General features: G+C 71.9%; 17 protein-coding genes. 2 read left to right on the top strand and 15 right to left on the bottom strand.

Translation table 11 applies throughout. From position 1 onward, the window contains the following. The first annotated feature begins 32 nt into the window (after positions 1-32). Positions 33-299 (top strand): 30S ribosomal protein S20, encoded by a 267-nt coding sequence (gene rpsT, locus JYK02_RS07585; RefSeq protein ID WP_207050230.1) that lies wholly within the window; start codon positions 33-35, stop codon positions 297-299. A 49-nt stretch (positions 300-348) separates the two neighbouring features. Here the strand turns inward: rpsT and JYK02_RS07580 are convergent, their stop codons facing one another. From JYK02_RS07580 to leuS, 3 genes are all read right to left on the bottom strand, one after another. Next, entirely contained in the window at positions 349-834 is a 486-nt protein-coding gene (locus JYK02_RS07580) for an LptE family protein (RefSeq protein ID WP_347402445.1), read from the bottom strand. A gap of 68 nt (positions 835-902) precedes the next feature. Then, on the bottom strand, positions 903-1487 hold the full coding sequence (locus JYK02_RS07575; protein WP_207050228.1) for a hypothetical protein: 585 nt from the start codon (positions 1485-1487) through the stop codon (positions 903-905). Between the two features lie 44 nt (positions 1488-1531). Continuing rightward, complete coding sequence (gene leuS, locus JYK02_RS07570; RefSeq protein WP_207050227.1) at positions 1532-4033, bottom strand: leucine--tRNA ligase; 2502 nt, start codon at positions 4031-4033, stop codon at positions 1532-1534. A gap of 195 nt (positions 4034-4228) precedes the next feature. Between leuS and asnS the strand changes: the two genes are divergently transcribed. After that, positions 4229-5629, top strand: a complete 1401-nt coding sequence (gene asnS, locus JYK02_RS07565; protein WP_207050226.1) for an asparagine--tRNA ligase — start codon at positions 4229-4231, stop codon at positions 5627-5629. Positions 5630-5635: 6 nt separating this feature from the next. Here asnS and JYK02_RS07560 read toward each other — a convergent pair whose 3' ends face one another. The 12 genes from JYK02_RS07560 to JYK02_RS07505 form a co-directional block, all read right to left on the bottom strand. Further along, positions 5636-6526, bottom strand: a complete 891-nt coding sequence (locus tag JYK02_RS07560; protein WP_207050225.1) for an NAD(P)-binding domain-containing protein — start codon at positions 6524-6526, stop codon at positions 5636-5638. A 25-nt stretch (positions 6527-6551) separates the two neighbouring features. Continuing rightward, complete coding sequence (locus tag JYK02_RS07555; RefSeq protein WP_207050224.1) at positions 6552-8273, bottom strand: putative ABC exporter domain-containing protein; 1722 nt, start codon at positions 8271-8273, stop codon at positions 6552-6554. Then, a complete protein-coding gene (locus tag JYK02_RS07550) occupies positions 8270-9043 on the bottom strand; it encodes an ABC transporter ATP-binding protein (protein ID WP_207050223.1) in 774 nt (257 codons plus the stop codon). Before JYK02_RS07550 ends, JYK02_RS07555 begins: the two co-directional genes overlap by 4 nt. 28 nt (positions 9044-9071) lie before the next feature. Next, on the bottom strand, positions 9072-9455 hold the full coding sequence (locus tag JYK02_RS07545; protein ID WP_207050222.1) for a response regulator: 384 nt from the start codon (positions 9453-9455) through the stop codon (positions 9072-9074). 69 nt (positions 9456-9524) lie between these two features. Then, positions 9525-10568, bottom strand: coding sequence for a chemotaxis-specific protein-glutamate methyltransferase CheB (cheB, locus tag JYK02_RS07540; protein ID WP_207050221.1), 1044 nt, complete (start codon positions 10566-10568; stop codon positions 9525-9527). Then, a complete protein-coding gene (locus tag JYK02_RS07535) occupies positions 10568-11440 on the bottom strand; it encodes a CheR family methyltransferase (RefSeq protein WP_207050220.1) in 873 nt (290 codons plus the stop codon). The genes cheB and JYK02_RS07535 overlap by 1 nt, the downstream gene beginning before the upstream one ends. A gap of 13 nt (positions 11441-11453) precedes the next feature. Then, the gene (locus tag JYK02_RS07530; protein WP_207050219.1) at positions 11454-13448 is read right to left on the bottom strand and encodes a HEAT repeat domain-containing protein; all 1995 of its coding nucleotides are present in this window, start codon (positions 13446-13448) and stop codon (positions 11454-11456) included. A 192-nt stretch (positions 13449-13640) separates the two neighbouring features. Next, entirely contained in the window at positions 13641-14030 is a 390-nt protein-coding gene (locus JYK02_RS07525) for a hypothetical protein (protein WP_207050218.1), read from the bottom strand. A 46-nt stretch (positions 14031-14076) separates the two neighbouring features. Further along, the gene (locus JYK02_RS07520) at positions 14077-14604 is read right to left on the bottom strand and encodes a chemotaxis protein CheW (RefSeq protein WP_207050217.1); all 528 of its coding nucleotides are present in this window, start codon (positions 14602-14604) and stop codon (positions 14077-14079) included. Continuing rightward, positions 14601-15164, bottom strand: coding sequence for a chemotaxis protein CheW (locus tag JYK02_RS07515; RefSeq protein WP_207050216.1), 564 nt, complete (start codon positions 15162-15164; stop codon positions 14601-14603). Before JYK02_RS07515 ends, JYK02_RS07520 begins: the two co-directional genes overlap by 4 nt. A 34-nt stretch (positions 15165-15198) precedes the next feature. After that, the gene (locus JYK02_RS07510; protein WP_207050215.1) at positions 15199-17415 is read right to left on the bottom strand and encodes a chemotaxis protein CheW; all 2217 of its coding nucleotides are present in this window, start codon (positions 17413-17415) and stop codon (positions 15199-15201) included. Further along, positions 17412-17786, bottom strand: a complete 375-nt coding sequence (locus JYK02_RS07505) for a response regulator (RefSeq protein WP_207050214.1) — start codon at positions 17784-17786, stop codon at positions 17412-17414. The genes JYK02_RS07510 and JYK02_RS07505 overlap by 4 nt, the downstream gene beginning before the upstream one ends. Between the last annotated feature and the right edge of the window lie 35 nt (positions 17787-17821).

The following is a 17821-nucleotide window of genomic DNA, read 5'->3' as shown; positions in this document are numbered from 1 at the left end:
TTCCTTGCCTTGCCTTCCGCTGGAGCATTGCCTTGGCGAACACCAAGTCTGCAGAGAAGCGTCACCGCCAGTCCCTGAAGCGCCGTGCCCGGAACGTGAACGTCCGGACCACCGTGAAGGACGCCGTCAAGTCCGCCCGCGAGGCCATTGCCTCCAAGGACGGTTCCAAGACGACGGACGCGCTGAAGGCGGCTTCCAAGACCCTCAACAAGGCGGCCAGCAAGGGCGTCCTCCACAAGCGCACCGCCGCGCGCCGCATCTCCCGGCTGGCCAAGGCCGCCGCGAAGGCGAAGGCCTAGTCAGTCGTTCCGTTGCACACCGCGCGTTGAGGACCGGGCTCCCCGGTCCTCACCAGGTGCTGGCCAGCCGATCGTATCCGTCGTGCATGAGCTGCTCCGCCAGGCGCGCCAGCGCGGCCTGTCGGTTGGCCTCCGCTTCCAGGACGTTGCCGCGTCCCTGGAGGTAGTCCTCGGTTCCCGACACCACCGTCTCCGACAGCAGCTGTCCCTCCTTCACGAGGCGCAGCCGCACGGTCGTGGAGATGCGGTAGTTGTTGGGGATGATGGTCGGGGATGCCCAGACGTTGAGCACCGCCCCTTCAATCGTGGACGTGCAGCCCGGAGCGCTGGCCAGCCGGCCCGCCTGGATGAGCTGCTGCCGCAGGTGACGCGTGAAGAGGTTCTCCAGCGTGGGCTCGGGCGTCTCGTTGGCGAAGATGGGCGCGCAGACCTGCCCGGTGCCTTCCGGCAGCGCGGAGCCCCAGGGGCTGAAGCGGTAGCCGCACCCGGCCCCCAGCATCGCCACCGCCGCCACGCCCCACCGGAACGCCGTCACCGCACCCGCCTGAACCGCGTTCCTTGAGGGCCGCATGGGCGCGCACCCTACCCGGCCGCGATCCTCCGTCAAGCACCGGGCCCGGGCCGCCCCTCCGCGTCGGAGCCGGCCAGCGATACGCCCCGCACGCGAGCGGCGTCCGTCAGCGTCGCTCGGGCCGCATGGAGCCGTGCCTCGCGGGCGGAGCCCCTCGGCGCCATGCCCAGCGGCCACCGCATCCGCGTGCCGTCCTCCAGCTCCACGGTGAGGCCGTGGTGACGGTAGAGCCCCGTCAGCATCACGCCGAGGACGCCCGCCACCAGGCCCATGAGCCGCACGGCCTGCGTCGGCGCCCAGAAGAAGCCCAGCGCGGTGAAGGCGAGCAGGCCCAGGGCCTCCAGGTACGGGCGCGAGTGCCACTCCAGCCGCCGCACCCGCGTCCACGGAACATCCAGCGCCGGGCCCCCGCCCGGGCGCCCCTGGAACGACAGCTGTTCGTCGCTCACCGCCAGGGTGCGCCGGTTGCCCAGGTCCAACGCCAGCGGGGCGGAGCGGGGCGCCGGGGCCGAGGCCGCCGGGCCCAGGGGCGGCAGGGGCGCCTCCGGCAGCTCCGCGTTGCAGAAGGCACAGCGGCGCCGGGCCGCCGTCTGGGGGCGCCCGCAGGAGGAGCACATGACGAGCACTTCCGCGGGCACTTCCCCTCCCTCTGCCTTTTCCGTCAGCCGACGACGAAGTTGACCAGCCGCTTGGGGACGAAGACGAACTTGCGCAGCGTCTTGCCTTCGAGGGCGGCCTTCACCTTGTCGTCCGCCTCCGCCGCCGCGCGCACCGCCGCCTCGTCCGCGTCCGCCGCCACGCGCACCTCCGCGCGCAGCTTGCCGTTCACCTGCACGGCGTACGGAATCACGTCGTCCACCACCAGCGCCGGGTCGAACTCCGGCCAGGCCTCCATGACGTTGGACGTCTTCGCGCCGTAGGCCTCCGCCAGCTCGTCCGCGATGTGCGGCGCGATGGGGGTGAGGATGCGTGCGAGCAGCCGCACCGCCTCGCCCATGGCCGCCTTCTCCGCGGGCGTCTCCGGCGTGCCCACCGCGTAGAGCGCGTTCACGCACTCCATGACGCCGGCGACGGCGGTGTTGAAGGAGAGCCGCTCGATGGCCTCCGTCACGCGCTTGACGCACTTGTGCGCCGCGCGCCGCGTCTCCAGCGCCTTGCCCTCGTAGGGGCCCGAGTACGTGGCCTCCGCCGACACCGCGTGGTGCGTGGCGGCCAGCGTCCACACGCGCTTGAGGAAGCGGAACACGCCCTCCACCTGCTCGTGGGACCAGTCGAAGTCACGCTCCGGCGGGCCCGCGAAGAGCACGTAGGTGCGCGCCGTGTCCGCGCCGTACTTCGCCACGATGGTGTTGGGAGCCACGCCGTTGCCGTAGCGCTTGCCCATCTTGCGGCCGTCCGCGCCGTTGACGATGCCCTGGGTGATCAGCCGCGTGACGGGCTCGTCCACCGGAGAGAGCCCGAGCAGCTTCATCACGCGGGTCCAGAACCGGAAGTAGAGCAGGTGCATCACGCCGTGCTCGGGGCCACCCACGTAGATGTCCACCGGCAGCCAGCGCTTGCCCTCCTTCGGGTCGAAGGGCGCGGCGTCGTACTTCGGCGACAGGTAGCGCGCGAAGTACCAGCAGGAGTCGACGAACGTGTCCATCGTCTCCGTCTCCCGGCGCGCGGGACCGCCGCACTTCGGGCACGTGGTGTTGACGAAGGACGGCACCTTCGCGAGCGGGGGCTCGCCCTTGCCGGTGAGCACCGCCTGCGTGTCGATGTCCGGCAGCCGCACCGGGAGCTGGTTCTCCGGGACGGGGAGGCCCTTGCGCTCCGGGTCGCACTTCTCGCAGTAGACGATGGGGATGGGCGTGCCCCAGTAGCGCTGGCGGCTGAAGCCCCAGTCCTTCTGGCGGTACGTCACCGTCGCCTTGCCCTGCCCCTGCCCCTCCAGCTTCGCGGCCAGCTTCACGCGCGCCTCGGCCGAAGGCAGGCCGGTGAAGTCACCTGAGTCCACGAGGACGCCGTCCTCCGTGTAGGCCGCCTCCAGCGTCTCCCCGGCGCCGAGCTTGTCGCCGGACGCGGGCTGGATGACGACGCGCACGGGCAGCGAGTACTTGCGCGCGAAGGCGAAGTCGCGGGCGTCGTGCGCGGGCACGCTCATCACCGCGCCGGTGCCGTAGTCGCTCACCACGAAGTTGGCGATCCAGATGGGCACGGCCTGCCCGGTGGCGGGGTTCACCGCGTAGCCGCCGGTGAAGACGCCCTCCTTCTCCGCGTCCTCGCCCAGCCGCTCCGTCTTGTTCTGCGCGGCCATCTTCTTCGCGAACGCGTCCACGTCCGCGCGGCGGTCCGCCGTCGTCACCTGGGCCACGAGCTTGTGGTCCGGCGCGAGCACCACGTAGGTGCAGCCGTAGAGCGTGTCCACGCGGGTGGTGAAGACGCGCAGGGCGGCGTCATGCCCCTGCACGCGGAAGTCCACCTCCGCGCCGTCCGAGCGGCCAATCCAGTTGCGCTGGGCGGAGGTGATGCGGTCCGGCCACTCCTTGAGCGTGTCGAGCGCGTCGAGCAGGTCCTGCGAGTACTTCGTGATGCGGAACGCCCACTCGGGCATCTCCTTGTCCTGCACCTCGGAGTCGCAGCGCTCGCAGCGGCCTTCCTTCACCTGCTCATTGGCGATGACGGTGAGGCAGCCGGTGCACCAGTTCACCTTGCTGAAGCGGCGATAGACGAGCCCGCGCTCGAGCATCTGGAGGAAGAACCACTGGTTCCAGCGGTAGTACTCCGGCTGGCTGGTGTTGACCTCGCGCGTCCAGTCGTAGCTGTAGCCGAGCGTCTTGATCTCCGCCTTGAACGACTCGATGTTCTCGCGGGTGCGGATGACCGGGTGGACGCCGTCCTTGATGGCCGCGTTCTCCGCCGGCAGGCCGAAGGCGTCCCAGCCCATGGGGTGCAGCACGTCGAAGCCGCGCATCTGGTAGTAGCGCGCGTAGACGTCCCCGATGAGGTAGTTGCGCACGTGCCCCATGTGCATCTGGCCGCTGGGGTACGGCAGCATCTCCAGGACGTACTTCTTGGGTGCGTCCGGACGCCTGCCTGCCCGGAAGAGGCCCTCCTCTTCCCAGCGGGTCTGCCACTTTCCTTCAATCGACTGCGGCTCGTAACGCTCGTTCATCGCCATGGCTCCTCGGACTCTTAGCGGGAGGTAGGACACGCGGGCAACAAGTCTTGGCGCGTCGAAAGCCTGGACGCCGGGCGCCCTGGGGCTCCTGACCGGGGAAACCCGGGGGGTGGGGGGTGGACCTCGCTCGGCGCTTGCCCTCGGGCCCGGGCGCGACTAACTCGCCTTCCCGGTCTGGAGCAGAGGGAGAGCACCATGCAGGTCGTGAGTGTGAAGAAGGCCCTGTCGGGGGCTGTCGAAGCGGGCTCGAAGGTGGAGGTGCGTGGCTGGGTGCGGACGCGCCGCGACTCCAAGGCGGGCATCAGCTTCGTGAACGTGAGCGACGGGTCGGTCTTCGACCCCATCCAGGTCGTCGCGCCCAATTCGCTGCCCAACTACGAGAAGGAAATCCTGCACCTCACCGCGGGCGCCTCCGTCATCTGCCGGGGCACGCTGGTGCAGTCGCAGGGCAAGGGGCAGGCGTTCGAGGTGCAGGCGGACGAGGTCCAGGTGCTGGGCCTGGTGGACGACCCGGACACCTACCCCATCCAGCCCAAGCAGCACTCGCTGGAGTTCCTGCGGGAGGTGGCGCACCTGCGCGTGCGCACCAACACCTTCGGCGCCATCACCCGCGTGCGCAACGCGGCGGCGCAGGCCGTGCACCGCTTCTTCCACGGCGAGGGCTTCTGCTGGGTGAACACGCCCATCATCACGGCCAGCGACGCGGAGGGCGCGGGGCAGATGTTCCGCGTGTCCACGCTGGACGCCACCAACCCGCCGCGCGGGCCGGACGGCAAGATTGACTGGGGCAAGGACTTCTTCGGCAAGGAGGCCTACCTCACCGTGTCCGGGCAGCTGAACGTGGAGGCGTACTGCCTGGCCATGTCCAAGGTCTACACGTTCGGCCCCACGTTCCGCGCGGAGAACAGCAACACCACGCGGCACCTGGCCGAGTTCTGGATGATTGAGCCGGAGATTGCCTTCGCGGACCTCAACGAGGACGCGCTCCTGGCGGAGCGGTTCCTCAAGTACGTGTTCAAGGCCGTGCTGGAGGAGTGCGCGCCGGACATGAAGTTCTTCGAGGAGCGCCAGCAGAAGGGCGTCACGGAGCGGATGGAGAAGTTCATCGGCTCCAGCTTCGAGCGCATCGACTACACGGAGGCCGTGTCCATCCTCCAGAAGGCGAAGAAGAAGTTCGAGTACGCGCCGGAGTGGGGCAAGGACCTCCAGACGGAGCACGAGCGCTACCTCACCGAGGAGCACGTGGGCCGGCCGGTCGTCGTGATGAACTACCCGGAGGCCATCAAGGCCTTCTACATGCGCATCAACGAGGACGGGAAGACCGTGGCCGCGATGGACGTGCTCGCCCCGGGCATCGGCGAGATCATCGGCGGCAGCCAGCGCGAGGAGCGCCTGGACGTGCTGGACGCGCGCATGCGGAAGTTCGGCCTCGATCCCGCCCATTACCAGTGGTACCGCGACCTGCGCCGCTACGGCACGGTGCCGCACGCGGGCTTCGGTCTGGGGTTCGAGCGGCTCATCGTCTACATGTGCGGCCTGCAGAACATCCGGGACGCCATCCCCTACCCGCGCGTCCCGGGCTCCGCGACGTTCTAGGCCCGCTCAGGACTTCTTCGTGATGCCGGCGCGCTCCTGGGCGAGCGCGCCGAGCGCGGACCAGTCCTCGTCACCGCGCCCCTGCGCGACGCCGGTGAGGAAGTGGTCGCGCAGGAGGCTGGCCAGCGGCAGGGGCACCTCCGCCATGCGCCCCGCTTCGAGCGCCAGCGTCACGTCCTTGAGCCCCAGGCGCAGCGCGAAGCCCGCGGGTGTGTACTGCCCCTTCGCGATGGCGCCCGCGTAGTTCTCGAAGATGGGCGCCTTGGCGAAGACGGACTTGAAGACGTCCAGGAACGCGGCGCGCTCCACGCCGCACTTCTCCGCGAGCGCGAAGGCCTCCGACAGCGCCTCCATCATCGACGCGATGAGGAAGTTGCCGGACAGCTTCACCGTGTTCGCGGCGGACGGCCGCTCTCCCAGCTCCGTGAGGCCGCGCCCCAGGGCCGTGAGCAGCGGACGCACGCGTTCCACCTGCGCCGTGGGCCCGGCGGCGACGACCCAGAGTTGCTTGCCCGCAGCGGCCTCGGGACGGCCGAAGACGGGGGCGGAGACGTAGCCCTGCCCCGCGTCCGCGTGCGCCTTCGTCAGGCGCTCCGACAGCGCGACGGAGATGGTGCTGGAGGAGACGTGGATGGCGTTCTTCGGCAGCGCGCTGACGATGCCGTCCTGCCCCAGCACGGCCTCTTCCGTGGCGTGGTCGTCCGCGAGCATGGACACGACGACCTCCGCGTCGCGGGCGGCCTCGGCGGGCGTCTTCGCCACGCGCGCGCCCTGCTGCTTCAGCGGATCCGCCTTGGACGCGGTGCGGTTCCAGACGGTGAGTTCATGACCCGCGCCGGCCAGGTTCTTCGCCATGGGCGTGCCCATGTTCCCCAACCCGATGAAGCCGACCTTCATGGAGATGCTCCCTTCGTGCTCGCGTTCACGCTTCGTTCGACTGTTCTTCCGACACGTCCAGCCGCTCGAAGGCGCGGCCCAGGACGGCGACGCCCAGCGCCACCTCCGCGAACAGTGCCCCCGCCGCCGCCAGCCCCGCGAGCGGAACCGCCCAGGGCCCCATGACAGTGAACAGCGGATAGCCCACGAGGAGGGCCACCACCGCGGCAGGCAACAATCCCAGGAACGTCACCACCAGCGTGCCCACCAGCGTGAGCAGCCGCTGGCCCAGCGCCTCCACGCCGCGCGCCCGCTCGGAGTCCGCCGGAATCCAGGCGGGCAGGAGCACCACCGCCGCGTTCTGCACGAACAGCCCCGCGAGCCCCAGCGCCGGCAACACCGACAGGAGCCCCAGCACCACCGGCGCGGACCACGGCGCGAGCGTGTCGTCGTCCGTGCCCACGCCCAGCACCAGCGCCACGAGCAACATCACCCACTGCGCCGCGCCCAGCGTCAGCGCGGAGGCGCCCAGCTCCGCGCCCACCACCTGCCGGCCCGTGAGGGGCAGCGCGCGCAGCATCTCCAGCTTGGGCAGGTCCATGCGCAGGTCGGTGCGGAACGCGCTGGGGCCAATCACGGCCATGGCCACCGCGACCATCAGGGCCATGGGGCCCAGGAACTCACGGCTGTTGGAGAACAGCCGCGTGTCCCCCATCAGCACCGCGAACACCGCGCCCAGCACGCCGAAGGCCAGCAGCATCACCAGCCCGCTGCCCATGCGACGGCGCGCGATGAGGTTCTTCCAGAGCAGCGCCACCTCCGGGCGCCCCCGGGCCTTGAGCACGAAGGGCACCCGGCCCACCCGCAGGTTGGCCGTGCGTGAGGCCCGCTGCGCCCGCTGCCGCGTCCGCGCGTCCGCCCCCGCGACCGCCGAGTCCTCGAAGGGCACCTCCACCGCCAGCACCCAGGCGTAGTGCGCCACGAGCAGCGCCAGCGACGCGGGCAGGTAGCGCAGGAAGTCCTGTCCGCTGCGCGCCATGGCCGGGGCCACCAGCGCCCGGCCCGGCCACAGCACCGCGCGGGGCCCGGGGGCGTTGAGCACGTCGCGCAGCCACTCGCGCACGGCGAAGGGCGCGGACAGGTTCTCCGGCAGCGGATGATCGCTCAGCGTGGACAACAGCGTGCTCATGCCCGCCCCCAGGACGACGGCCACCACGGCCCACCGCACCACGCTGCCCCAGCGCCCGCGCGACACGAGCCACGCGCGCACGAAGGACGCCGCGGTGCCGTGCAGGTAGAGCGTCCCCATGGCCAGCGCCGCGCCCAGGAAGAAGAGCTCCGGCCGGGGACTGGTGAAGCGCCCCACGAAGACCGTCGCCGCCAGCGCCGCGAACATCGCGCTCAAGAGGCCGCGCAGGAGCTTGTAGTGCAGCAGGGCCTGGCGCGTGACGGGCGCGGAGAAGAAGGTCTGCACCTCCGTCTGCGTGAAGGTCAGCGCCGGCCGGTCCGCGCCCAGCACCCACGCCGTCACCAGCGTGCCCAGCACCGACACCTCCAGCGAGAACTCCGCGAACAGCCTGGCGTTGGAGGACACCGCGCGGCCCGAGCCCTGGACGAAGACGCTGCGGCCCACCAGCGAGTACAGGTACGCGAGCCCCACCGCCGCGCCCAGGAGGTAGCGCGGGCGCTTCAGCCGCTGCACCTGGCGCACCACGCGGTTGCGCCACGTCCTCACCCAGAGGAACGCCACCGCGCCCGGGAAGCTCACGCCGGTTCGTTCCCTCGCGCCCGTGTCTCTTCCGACGCCGCGCTGGTGATGCGCACGAACAGCTCCTCCAGCGACGCGCCGTCCCCTGCCCCACCCGCCATCTGCTCGCGGATCTCGGACAGCGACCCGAGCGCCACCGCGCGCCCTCCGGCGATGACGAGCAGCCGGTGGCACAGCTCCTCCACCAGTGGCAGCAGGTGCGAGGACAGCACCAGCGCGGTGCCCTCCTCCGAGCGGCGGCGCAGCGAGGCCTTCATCCGGCGGATGCCCAGCGGATCCAACCCCGTCAGCGGTTCGTCCAGGAGGATGAGCCGGGGCTGGTGCAGGAAGCCACACGCGATGGACAGCTTCTGCTTCATGCCGCGCGACAGCTCGCCCGGCAGCGACTTCTCCCGGCCCGTGAGCTCCATCTCCTCCAGGAGCGCGCGGCCCCGCTCCTCCCAGTCCTCCACGCCGTAGAGGCGCGCGGTGAAGTTCAGGTGCTCCCAGACGGTGAGGTACTCGAAGAAGCGCGGCTCGTCCGGCAGGAACGCCAGCTGGCGCTTCGCCTCCACCGGCGCGGCGGACAGGTCATGTCCCGCCACCCGCACGCGGCCCACGGACGGCGGGAGGATGCCGGCCAGGCAGCGCAGCGTGGACGTCTTGCCCGCCCCGTTGGGGCCCACCAGGCCCAGCACCTCGCCGGGCGCCACCTGGAAGCTCAGCCCGCGCACCGCCCGCACCGCGCCGTACGTCTTCTCCAGCCCCTCGACGTCCAGCGCCGGTTCCATGCGTGCCCTTGAGGCTCCTCTTCGAAGCTCAGCCGAGCTTCAGGAGTTCCTTCACGGTGTCCAGCACCACGCGGGCCTGCACGGGCTTCACCAGGTACGCCGTGGCCCCCAGCGCCATGGCCCGCTCGCGGTCCGCGGCCGCGCCCTCCGTCGTCACGACGACGATGGGCACCGCCCGGTGGTCTTCCGTCTGGCGGATGTGGTGGATGAGCTTCAGCCCGTCCATCAACGGCATGTTGATGTCCGTCATCACCAGGTCGAAGCGCCCCTGCGTGGCGAGCTTCTTGAGCCCCTCCACGCCGTCCTGCGCCTCGATGCAGACCACATCCGTCAGGCGCTGGAGCGCGTACATGATGCTGCGGCGCATGGCCTGCGAGTCATCCACCACCAGCGCGCGGATCTGCTGCGACATGCCCCTCAGCCTAGCACCGGCGCGCTGTCCGTCCCGGGTTTGTGCGGCGGCTGTCATGCACCCGGCGATTCACTGCCCGCCGGACTGCCTGCGGCGGCGCACCAGCGCGGCCAGCTCCGAGCCGATGTCATCCAGTGGAAGCACGCGGGTCACCGCCCCGGTGGCCACGGCCTCCTTGGGCATGCCGTACACCACCGCTGTGTCCTCGGACTCGGCCCACGCCTCGCCGCCCTCGCGCTGGACGGCGCGAACGCCCACGGCCCCGTCCGCGCCCATGCCCGTCAGCACCACCGCCACCGCGCGAGGCCCCAGCACCTCCGCGGCGCTCTCGAAGAGCCGGTCCACCGAAGGCGCGTACTTGTCCGCGGGCACCGGCGACGGCGTGCGCAGCTCCAGGCGCCCGGTGCGGTCCGACAACAGCAGGTGCCGCCCGCCCGGCGCGATGTAGACGTGGCCCGGCGTCACCACGTCGCCCTCGCACGCCTCCGTCACGGTGAAGGGACCGATGCGGTCCAGCCGCTCCGCGAAGGCCCGCGTGAACTGCGAGGGCATGTGCTGGCCCACCAGTACGCTGACGGATGGCTCGGCGGCCAGCCCCTCCAACAGCCGCTGCACCGCGGGAGGCCCACCCGTGGACGCGCCCACGGCGATGACGTGCGGCACCTCCCCGGACAGCACGAAGCCGCGCGGAGTGGGCGCCTGGCGTCCGCCGGACTTCACGTGGCGGGCCGCGAGCACCTTGTCGAGCAGCTCGCGCCGCAGGTTCTCCAGCGCCGCCGGCGTGCCCTGCGGCGGCTTGGCGATGAAGTCGAACGCGCCCAGCTCCAGCGCCTTGAAGACGTCCGACTTGTGCGCGTAGCTGGAGATGACGATGACGGGCGTGGGCGCCGCGCGCATGAGCAGGCGCAGGAACGTGTGGCCGCCCAGCCGGGGCATCTCCAGGTCCAGCGTCACCACGTCCGGCTTCAGGTCCAGGACCTTCTTGAGCCCCTCGTCGCCGTCCTGCGCCCAGTCCAGCACCATCACCTCGCCGGAGGACTCCAGGAGCGTGGTGAGCGTGCGGCGGTTGGTGGCCGAGTCGTCGATGACGAGCACCGTGAGCGGACGTGCCATCAGCGGCCCTCCCCACCCGGCAGGTCGGGCCGGCGGTACACGAGGTCGCCCTTCAGGTGCACCAGCTCGAAGTCCGCGCCCAGGCTGAGCAGGTTCTCCGCGTGGCCCAGCAGCAGGTAGCCGCCGGGACAGAGCCGGTCGCGGATGACGCCCAGCACGCGGCGGCGCGCGGCCTGGTCGAAGTAGATCATCACGTTGCGGCAGAAGACGACGTCGGTGCGCGGCACCAGTTGGCTGCCCGCCACGTCCGCCAGGTTGTGGTGGCCGAAGCTCACCCACGCCTTCACGTCGTCGCGCACGCGGACGCGGTTGTTTCCCACGGGGATGAAGTGGCGCTCCAGCAGGTCCGGCGGCGTCGCGCGCAGCGCGCTGGGGCCGTACTCCGCGCGGCGGGCCACGGCCAGCACGCGGCGCGACAGGTCCGTGCCAATCACCTCCACGTCCCAGTCGTTGAAGCGGCCGCTGTCCTTCAGCAGCATGGCCAGCGTGTACGCCTCCTCGCCGGAGGAACACCCCGCGGACCACAGCCGCAGCCGCCGCGTGTGCGCGTTGCGCTTCTCCAGGATGGGCAGCAGCTCCTCGCAGAAGGCCTTGAGCTGCGCGGGTTCGCGGAAGAAGTACGTCTCGTGCGTGGTGAGTGACTCCACCGCCGCTTCCAGCTCCACGTTGCGCTGGGCGTCGTAGCGCAGGTAGCGGTGGTAGGAGCCGAAGTCCTGGATGCCCAGCGCCTCCAGCCGGGGCCACAGCCGGCGCTCCATCACGAACTTCATGTTCTCCTGGATGAGGATTCCGCAGTGCGCGTAGACGTGGTCGCGCAGCAGCCGGAACTCCTCCAGCGTCATCTCCGGGCGGCCCTCGTCGAAGCGTGGCATCCGAGTCCTCCCCTCACCGCCCCGACAGCCGGGCCACCGCGTCCATCAGCGCCAGGCGGGCCAGCGGGTCCTGCTCCGCCGCCAGAGCCTGCTCGAGCGCGGGAAGGCACTCCGGCCGCCCCAGGCCGCCCAGCACGCGCGCCGCCGCCACGCGCACGTCCCAGCGCGGATGGCCCAGCAGCGACACCGCCAGCGCCGCCCCATCCGCCGAGGCCTCCGCCGACGAGAGCGCCGCCAGCGCCGCCTTCACCACCTCCGCGTCCGGGTGGCTGAGCGCGTCCCACAGCACGCCCGCGCCCACCGTCCCCAGCTTCGTCAGGGCCCGCACCGCCAGCATCGCGAGTGCGCCGTCGCCATGGCGGATCAGCGCCTCCAGGTCCGCCGAGCGCTCCTTCGCGCCCGCCGCGCCCACCGCCTCCACCGCGGCCACGCGCACGCCGCGGTCCTCGTCCTTCAGCGCGAGCCCCAGGAACGTCGCGGCCTCCCTGCCGCCCTGCTGCCCCAGGGAGCGCACCGCGGCGATGCGCACCTTGGGGGACTCGTCCGCCAGCGCGCCGCGCGCCAGCTCCAGGCCCGCTTCGCCATCCACACGGCCCGCCGCCTCCACCGCCGCCGCGCGCCAGAGGGCCTCTTCATCGCGCGCCAGCCGACGCAGCACGGGCAGCACGCGCGCACCGCCCAGCCGGCCCAGCACCGCCACCGCCGCGGGCGTCGTGCGCTGCTCCACCGCCGCCTCCAGCGCGGTCAGCGCCGCCAGCGGATGGGCCACGGTCAGCTGCTCCAGCGCCCGCGCCGCGATGCCCGACAGCGAAGGGTCCGCGAGCAGTTCCACCAGCGGCGCCAGGGCCTCCACCGAGCGCGTGCGCCCCAGCGCCCGCACCACCACCGCGCGCAGGTCGTCCTCCGCCCACTCCAGCAGCGCGCACAGCTCCGGCACCGACGTCGCGTCCACCAGCAGCACCAGCGCCTCCGCCGCCACCGTGCGCGCGGGCAGCGACAGCGTGCCCATGCTCCCGAGCAGCCGGCGCCGTCCCTCCGGCCCCAGCTGGCCCAGCGTGAAGAGCACCTCGCGCAGGAGCCGGTCCTCGCGCGCCACCTCCGCCACCGGCACCGCGAGCGACGCCTCGCCCAGCGCCCCGGCAGCCACCAGCGCGCCGGCCCGCACCTGGACGTCCTCGCCGTCCAGCGCCTGCGCCACGCGCTCCGTCACGCCCGGGATGCCGCCCAGCACCGAGCGCGCCACCGTGTCCAGCTCCTCGCGCTCATAGGGGCCCAGCCCGCTGGCCTGCGTCCCCAGCGCGACGAGGGCCGCCTCGCGCACCGAGCGCACCGGCGAGGCCAGTGCCCGGCAGATGCGCTCCGTGGACACGCCCGGGGCGTACAGGCCCAGGAGCCGCAGGGCGCTGCGCTGCAACCCCGCGTCCTCCACCAGCGCCATCACCCGCTCCAGCGGAGGCGCGCGCTTGAGCGACGCGAGGCCCTCCAGTGCGGCCAGCCGCAGCAGGGGCGTGGGCGTGTCCAGCAGTCCCTCCAGCGCCCGCGCCGCGGCGTCTCCGCCCATCCGGCCCAGCGCCTCCGCGGCGGCCACGCGCACGTTGAGGTCGTCGTCGGAGAGCGCGCGCAGGAGCACGTCCTCGGCTTCCGGGTGCCCCAGCTGTCCCAGGATGTCCGCCGCCAGCTTGCGCTGATCCGGATCCTCGTGCCCCCCCAGCAGCTGCACCAGCGGCGGCATCGCCACGGGCCCCATGCCCGCCAGCGCCTCGGCCGCCGCGTTGCGCGCGCCCGTCTCGCCGCGCTCGCCCAGGACGGAGATGAGCCGCGAGGTGACGCCCTTCGCGTCCGGCACGCGGCGCAGGCCCTCCGCCGCCGCATGGCGCACGCGCCAGCTCTCGTCGTGCAGGCCGGTGGTGAAGGTCTCCAGGGCCCCGGGCGCGCGCGGATCCACCGCCTGCAACGCCCGGTACCGCGCCTCTTCCTGCCCCGCGGGGGACCGCACCGTGTCGCTCATCCGCCGTCCTCCTTCGGGGCTTCCGTTCCTCGGGTGCCCGCATCCTGCTTGAAGCGGCGGAGGGAGTCGCGCCCCACGAAACCGGAACGAAGGGTCGGCAGGCCCATTCCCAGGATGCTCCCCGCGCCAAGAAGCAACCTGGCGCCGGGCTGGAAAGTTCACCTTCGTACCGTCCGCGTCGCGAGCCTGCACTCAGGCGGGCCAGGGCTCCGCGTCCCAGCCCTCCTGCGCGAAGAACCAGAGCGAGTAGACGCCCAGCACCGTGCCCAGCGGAAAGGTGGGCAGCGCCAGGATGGCGAGCAGCGTCGCCAGGCCCTTGAAGACGGGACGGCCGCGCACCAGCCCCAGGCCCAGCGAGAGCCCCGCGATGGCCACCACCACGAGCAGCACGAGGATGACCCCGATCGCGAGGACGGCCGGGGTCTCCCACACCGGCACCCTGGGCGCGGAGTTCCCGGCGGCGACGACGACGAGCAGCCTGAAGGTGACGTACGCCAGCACGCCCGTGCCCAGCAGCGTCAGCGTGTGCACGAACAGGTAGAGGAACCCCAGGGACTTCCGGTGCCCACTCAGGTCTCGCATGACGCCCTTCCCTAAACCCGCGGTGCGTCCGGCGAAAATGACGCGCTCAGCCGCCGGACGGCGGGCGCGAGTCGCGCTCCAGCTCCGCGCGCAGCAGCGCCTTCAGGTCCAGCAGCAGCCGCAGCCGCTCTGGCGGTCCGCACACGCCCACCACGAACGGCGTGCGGCCTCCGGACATGAGCGCTGGCGCGGGCTTGATGTCGCTGCGGCGCACGCGCAGCACCTCCGCCACGCGGTCCACCCGCGCCACCACGCGGCGCGCGCCCAGCCGGCACACGAGCATGCGCGTCCGGCGAGTCTCCTGCGCGGGCTGTCCCAGCAGGCGCCGGCGCAGGTCCACCACCGGGAGCATCGCGCCGCGCAGGTGCAGCACGCCCTCCACGAAGGAGGGCGCGTGCGGAATGGGAATCACGCGCTGGGGCGGGAGGATCTCCTCCACGCGCATGATGTCGAGCACGTACTCCTCATTGCCCACGAAGAAGGCGCACAGCTGCACCTCCGCCTCGGCCACCGGCGCGTCGCGGGTCAGCTCGCCGCGCGGGCGGCGGGTCAGCAGATTCACAGGGTCCGTCATGGGGCGAGCGCCTGCTCCGGATCCAACAGGATGTAGAGCTGCGAGCCCTTGCGCCCCAACCCCGCCACGCAGTCGCGGTCCCCGCGCAGCCCCGCGGGCGACAGCTCCACCATGGACGGCTTGAGCCGCACCACGCCCGCCACCGAGTCCACCCACACGCCCGCGGGCCCGTCATCCGTCTTGAGCACCAGGATGCGCGCGGCCCGGGGCGGCAGGCCCGCGTCCGGCCCCGCCACCACCGGCGGCGCTTCCGCCAGCCGCAGCCGCAGCTTCACGTCGTAGACGGGCAAGAGCTCCCCGCGCAGGTTCATCACGCCCAAGAGGTGCGGCTCCGCGCGCGGAATCTCCGTGAGCAGCGGCACCTTGCAGATCTCCCTCACCGCGAGGATGGGCACCGCGTAGCACTCGGTCTCCAGGCGGAACGCGAGGTACTCGACGGGCTCCTCTTCCAGGAGCGGCGGCGACAGGTCGTCACTGCCCGCGGCGAAGTCCAGCAGGCCGCCGACGTCCTCGTCCGGGCGGTAGAAGAACGCGTCGAGCAGGGCTTCGAAACGGGACACGGCCAGGAGGATAGCAGCCCCCGGCGCGGGCGCCTCAAGCGCGGCGCCGCTCCTGCGCGATGCCCTCTTCCAGGAGTTCCGCGACATCCAGCACCAGGACGGTGCGCCGGTTGCCCAGGTCGGTGGCGCCGGAGATGCCCTTCACGCGGCTCAGGCGGCCGCCCAGGGGCTTGGTGACGATGTCCTGCTGGCCGAACAGTTCGTCCACCGCGATGCCCAGCCGCTGCTGCGCCAGGCCCACCACGACGACGAAGTGGCGGTTCACCTCGCGCTCCGGCAGGTGGAACAGGCGTCCCAGCCGGAGGAAGGGCAGCGTCTGGCCGCGCAGGTCCAGCACCTCGCGGCGCTCCACGGTGCGGATGTCGCGCGGCTGCACGGAGAGGATTTCCAGCACGCTGTTGAGCGGGACCGCGTACGTGCGGCCGCTGACGCCCACCACCAGCGCGCGCACGATGGCCAGCGTCACCGGGAGCGTCAGGTGGAAGGCGGTGCCCTTCCCGCGCTCGCTCCACACGTCGATGATGCCGGAGAGGTTGCCCAGGTTGTTCTTCACCACGTCCAGGCCCACGCCCCGTCCGGAGAGCGAGCTGACGCTGGAGCGCGTGGAGAAGCCCGGCAGGAAGATGAGGTTGAGCAGCTCGCGCCGCGTCATCTCGCTCACCTGCGACGGGGTGACGAGCCCGCGCGCGAGCGCCACCTCGCGCACGCGCACCTCGTCGATGCCGGAGCCGTCGTCGGACACGCTGATGACGACGTGGTTGCCCTTCTGCTCCGCGCGCAGCCGCACCACCGCGCGCCGGGGCTTGCCCGAGGAGAGCCGCGCCTCGGGGCCTTCCGCGCCATGGTCGATGGCGTTGCGGATGAGGTGCATCAGCGGATCGCTGAGCTCCTCGACGATGAGCTTGTCCAGCTCCACCTCGCCGCCGGAGCTGACGAAGTCGATCTCCTTGCCGGCCTCGCGGGCAATCTTGCGCACCAGCCGCGCCAGCTTGTCGAAGACCTGGCCCACCGGGACCATGCGCGCTTCGAGCAGGCCCTCCTGGAGCGCCTCCAGCTTGCGCTCCAGCTGCCGCGTCTCCCGCGACAGCTCCTGGCCGAAGAGCTTGGACAGCGCGACGGTGCCGTCCTGGCGGGACGTCTCCGCGAGCCGCTGGAGGTTGGCCTTGATGAGCAGGAGCTCGCCCACCATGTTGATGAGCCCGTCCAGCCTGCCGATGTCCACGCGCACCGTCTGCGTGAGCGAGCGCAGGGACGTCTCTTCCGCCTTCGGACGTCCCGCGGGGATGGGCGCGGACGCGGCGGCCTGGAGCCCCACCACCGTGGGCGGCTGCGCCACCGCCCGCATGCGCGGAGGACTTCCCAGCGGGACCGCCGGCACGGTCGCGAGGCTGGTGGACGCCACCGGTGGCTCGGAGTCCTCGTCGGGCTCCTCGTCGTCCGTGTCCCCGAGCAGCACCTCCGCGTCGTCCACGAACGCGGCGTTCGCCGAAGCCTCTCCCGGCTGACGCACGGACAGCGGCGCCAGCTCCGCGGGCGTGCCCGAAAGCCCCGCCTCCAGCGCCTCGGCGCCGACCTTCGCGCCGAAGATGAGGTCGAACGCGATGCCGTTGACGCCGCCCGGCCGCGACGAGGGCAGCGTACTGATGACCTCGCCCAGCGGCTTGAGGCGCGCGTTCAGGTCCGCCAGGCCCTGGTCGAAGTCCGTCAGGTCGAACGCCGCGCGCACCCGCCACAGGGCCACGCCGCGCCGCACGTTCTCGCGCAGCCGGTGCTCCTCGTACTCGGTGAAGACGGCGCGCACCGTCGCGTCCAGCTCCAGCCGCTCCAGCGGATCCTCTTCCACGGCGGGCGGAGGCGAGCCCAGCCGCGCCATCCGGTCCTCCATGGCGCGGGTGCGCTGGGTGAGCTCCGGGCCCTCCTCGCTGCGGGACGCCTCCCCGAGCAGCGCCTGGAAGGTGTCCAGCGCGTCCACCAGCGTGTCCAGGACGCCGTCGTCCAGCGTCAGCCGGCCCAGCCGCAGGCGGTCCAGCAGGTCCTCCGCCGCGTGCGCCAACTGGCTGATGCGCTCCTGGCCGAAGAGGCCCGACAGCCCCTTGAGCGAGTGCGCCGCGCGGAAGATGCCGTTGATGTGCTCGGGGTCCGCCTCCTGGCCGCGCGCCTCGTCCAGCGCCAGCAGGTCGCGGCCCAGCGCATCGAGGATTTCCGTGGCCTCGGCGACGAACTCCGCCAGCGCCTTGCCCCCGGGCGTCACAGCGGCTTCAGGAAGCGCCGCAGGAGCGCCTCCAGGTCCTCCGGCTGGAACGGCTTCACCAGGTAGCCGGCCGCGCCCAGCGCCATGCCCCGCGAGCGGTCCTGCTCACGCCCCTCGGTGGTGATGATGATGAGCGGCACGTCCCGGTAGTTGGGGTTCTTCTTGACGAAGTTGATGAGCTCCAGCCCGTTGATGTCGGGCATGTTGATGTCGGTGATGATGAGGTCGAAGCGCTGGCGGGGCAGCAGCTTCAGCGCCTCGAAGCCGCTCGCGGTGGCGATGGCCTCCACGCCCTCAACGGCCTCCACGGTCGCGGCGATGTGCTCGCGCGACACCTTGGAGTCCTCGACGATCAACACCTTGAACTTCATCGCGCGCGCCTCAGGGCCCGGGATGCTAGCAGAAC

It is taken from the genome of Corallococcus macrosporus, assembly GCF_017302985.1.
GTDB lineage: Bacteria > Myxococcota > Myxococcia > Myxococcales > Myxococcaceae > Corallococcus > Corallococcus macrosporus_A.
This window is presented reverse-complemented; position numbering and strand designations above follow the sequence as displayed.

Excerpts from the sequence above, each read along its gene's own strand:
- JYK02_RS07575 (WP_207050228.1), bottom strand. The coding sequence starts at position 1,487 with ATGTGCTCCTCCTGCGGGCGCCCCCAGACGGCGGCCCGGCGCCGCTGT.
- leuS (WP_207050227.1), bottom strand. The coding sequence starts at position 4,033 with ATGGCGATGAACGAGCGTTACGAGCCGCAGTCGATTGAAGGAAAGTGG.
- asnS (WP_207050226.1), top strand. The coding sequence starts at position 4,229 with ATGCAGGTCGTGAGTGTGAAGAAGGCCCTGTCGGGGGCTGTCGAAGCG.
- JYK02_RS07560 (WP_207050225.1), bottom strand. The coding sequence starts at position 6,526 with ATGAAGGTCGGCTTCATCGGGTTGGGGAACATGGGCACGCCCATGGCG.
- JYK02_RS07550 (WP_207050223.1), bottom strand. The coding sequence starts at position 9,043 with ATGGAACCGGCGCTGGACGTCGAGGGGCTGGAGAAGACGTACGGCGCG.
- JYK02_RS07545 (WP_207050222.1), bottom strand. The coding sequence starts at position 9,455 with ATGTCGCAGCAGATCCGCGCGCTGGTGGTGGATGACTCGCAGGCCATG.
- cheB (WP_207050221.1), bottom strand. The coding sequence starts at position 10,568 with ATGGCACGTCCGCTCACGGTGCTCGTCATCGACGACTCGGCCACCAAC.
- JYK02_RS07535 (WP_207050220.1), bottom strand. The coding sequence starts at position 11,440 with ATGCCACGCTTCGACGAGGGCCGCCCGGAGATGACGCTGGAGGAGTTC.
- JYK02_RS07530 (WP_207050219.1), bottom strand. The coding sequence starts at position 13,448 with ATGAGCGACACGGTGCGGTCCCCCGCGGGGCAGGAAGAGGCGCGGTAC.
- JYK02_RS07525 (WP_207050218.1), bottom strand. The coding sequence starts at position 14,030 with ATGCGAGACCTGAGTGGGCACCGGAAGTCCCTGGGGTTCCTCTACCTG.
- JYK02_RS07520 (WP_207050217.1), bottom strand. The coding sequence starts at position 14,604 with ATGACGGACCCTGTGAATCTGCTGACCCGCCGCCCGCGCGGCGAGCTG.
- JYK02_RS07505 (WP_207050214.1), bottom strand. The coding sequence starts at position 17,786 with ATGAAGTTCAAGGTGTTGATCGTCGAGGACTCCAAGGTGTCGCGCGAG.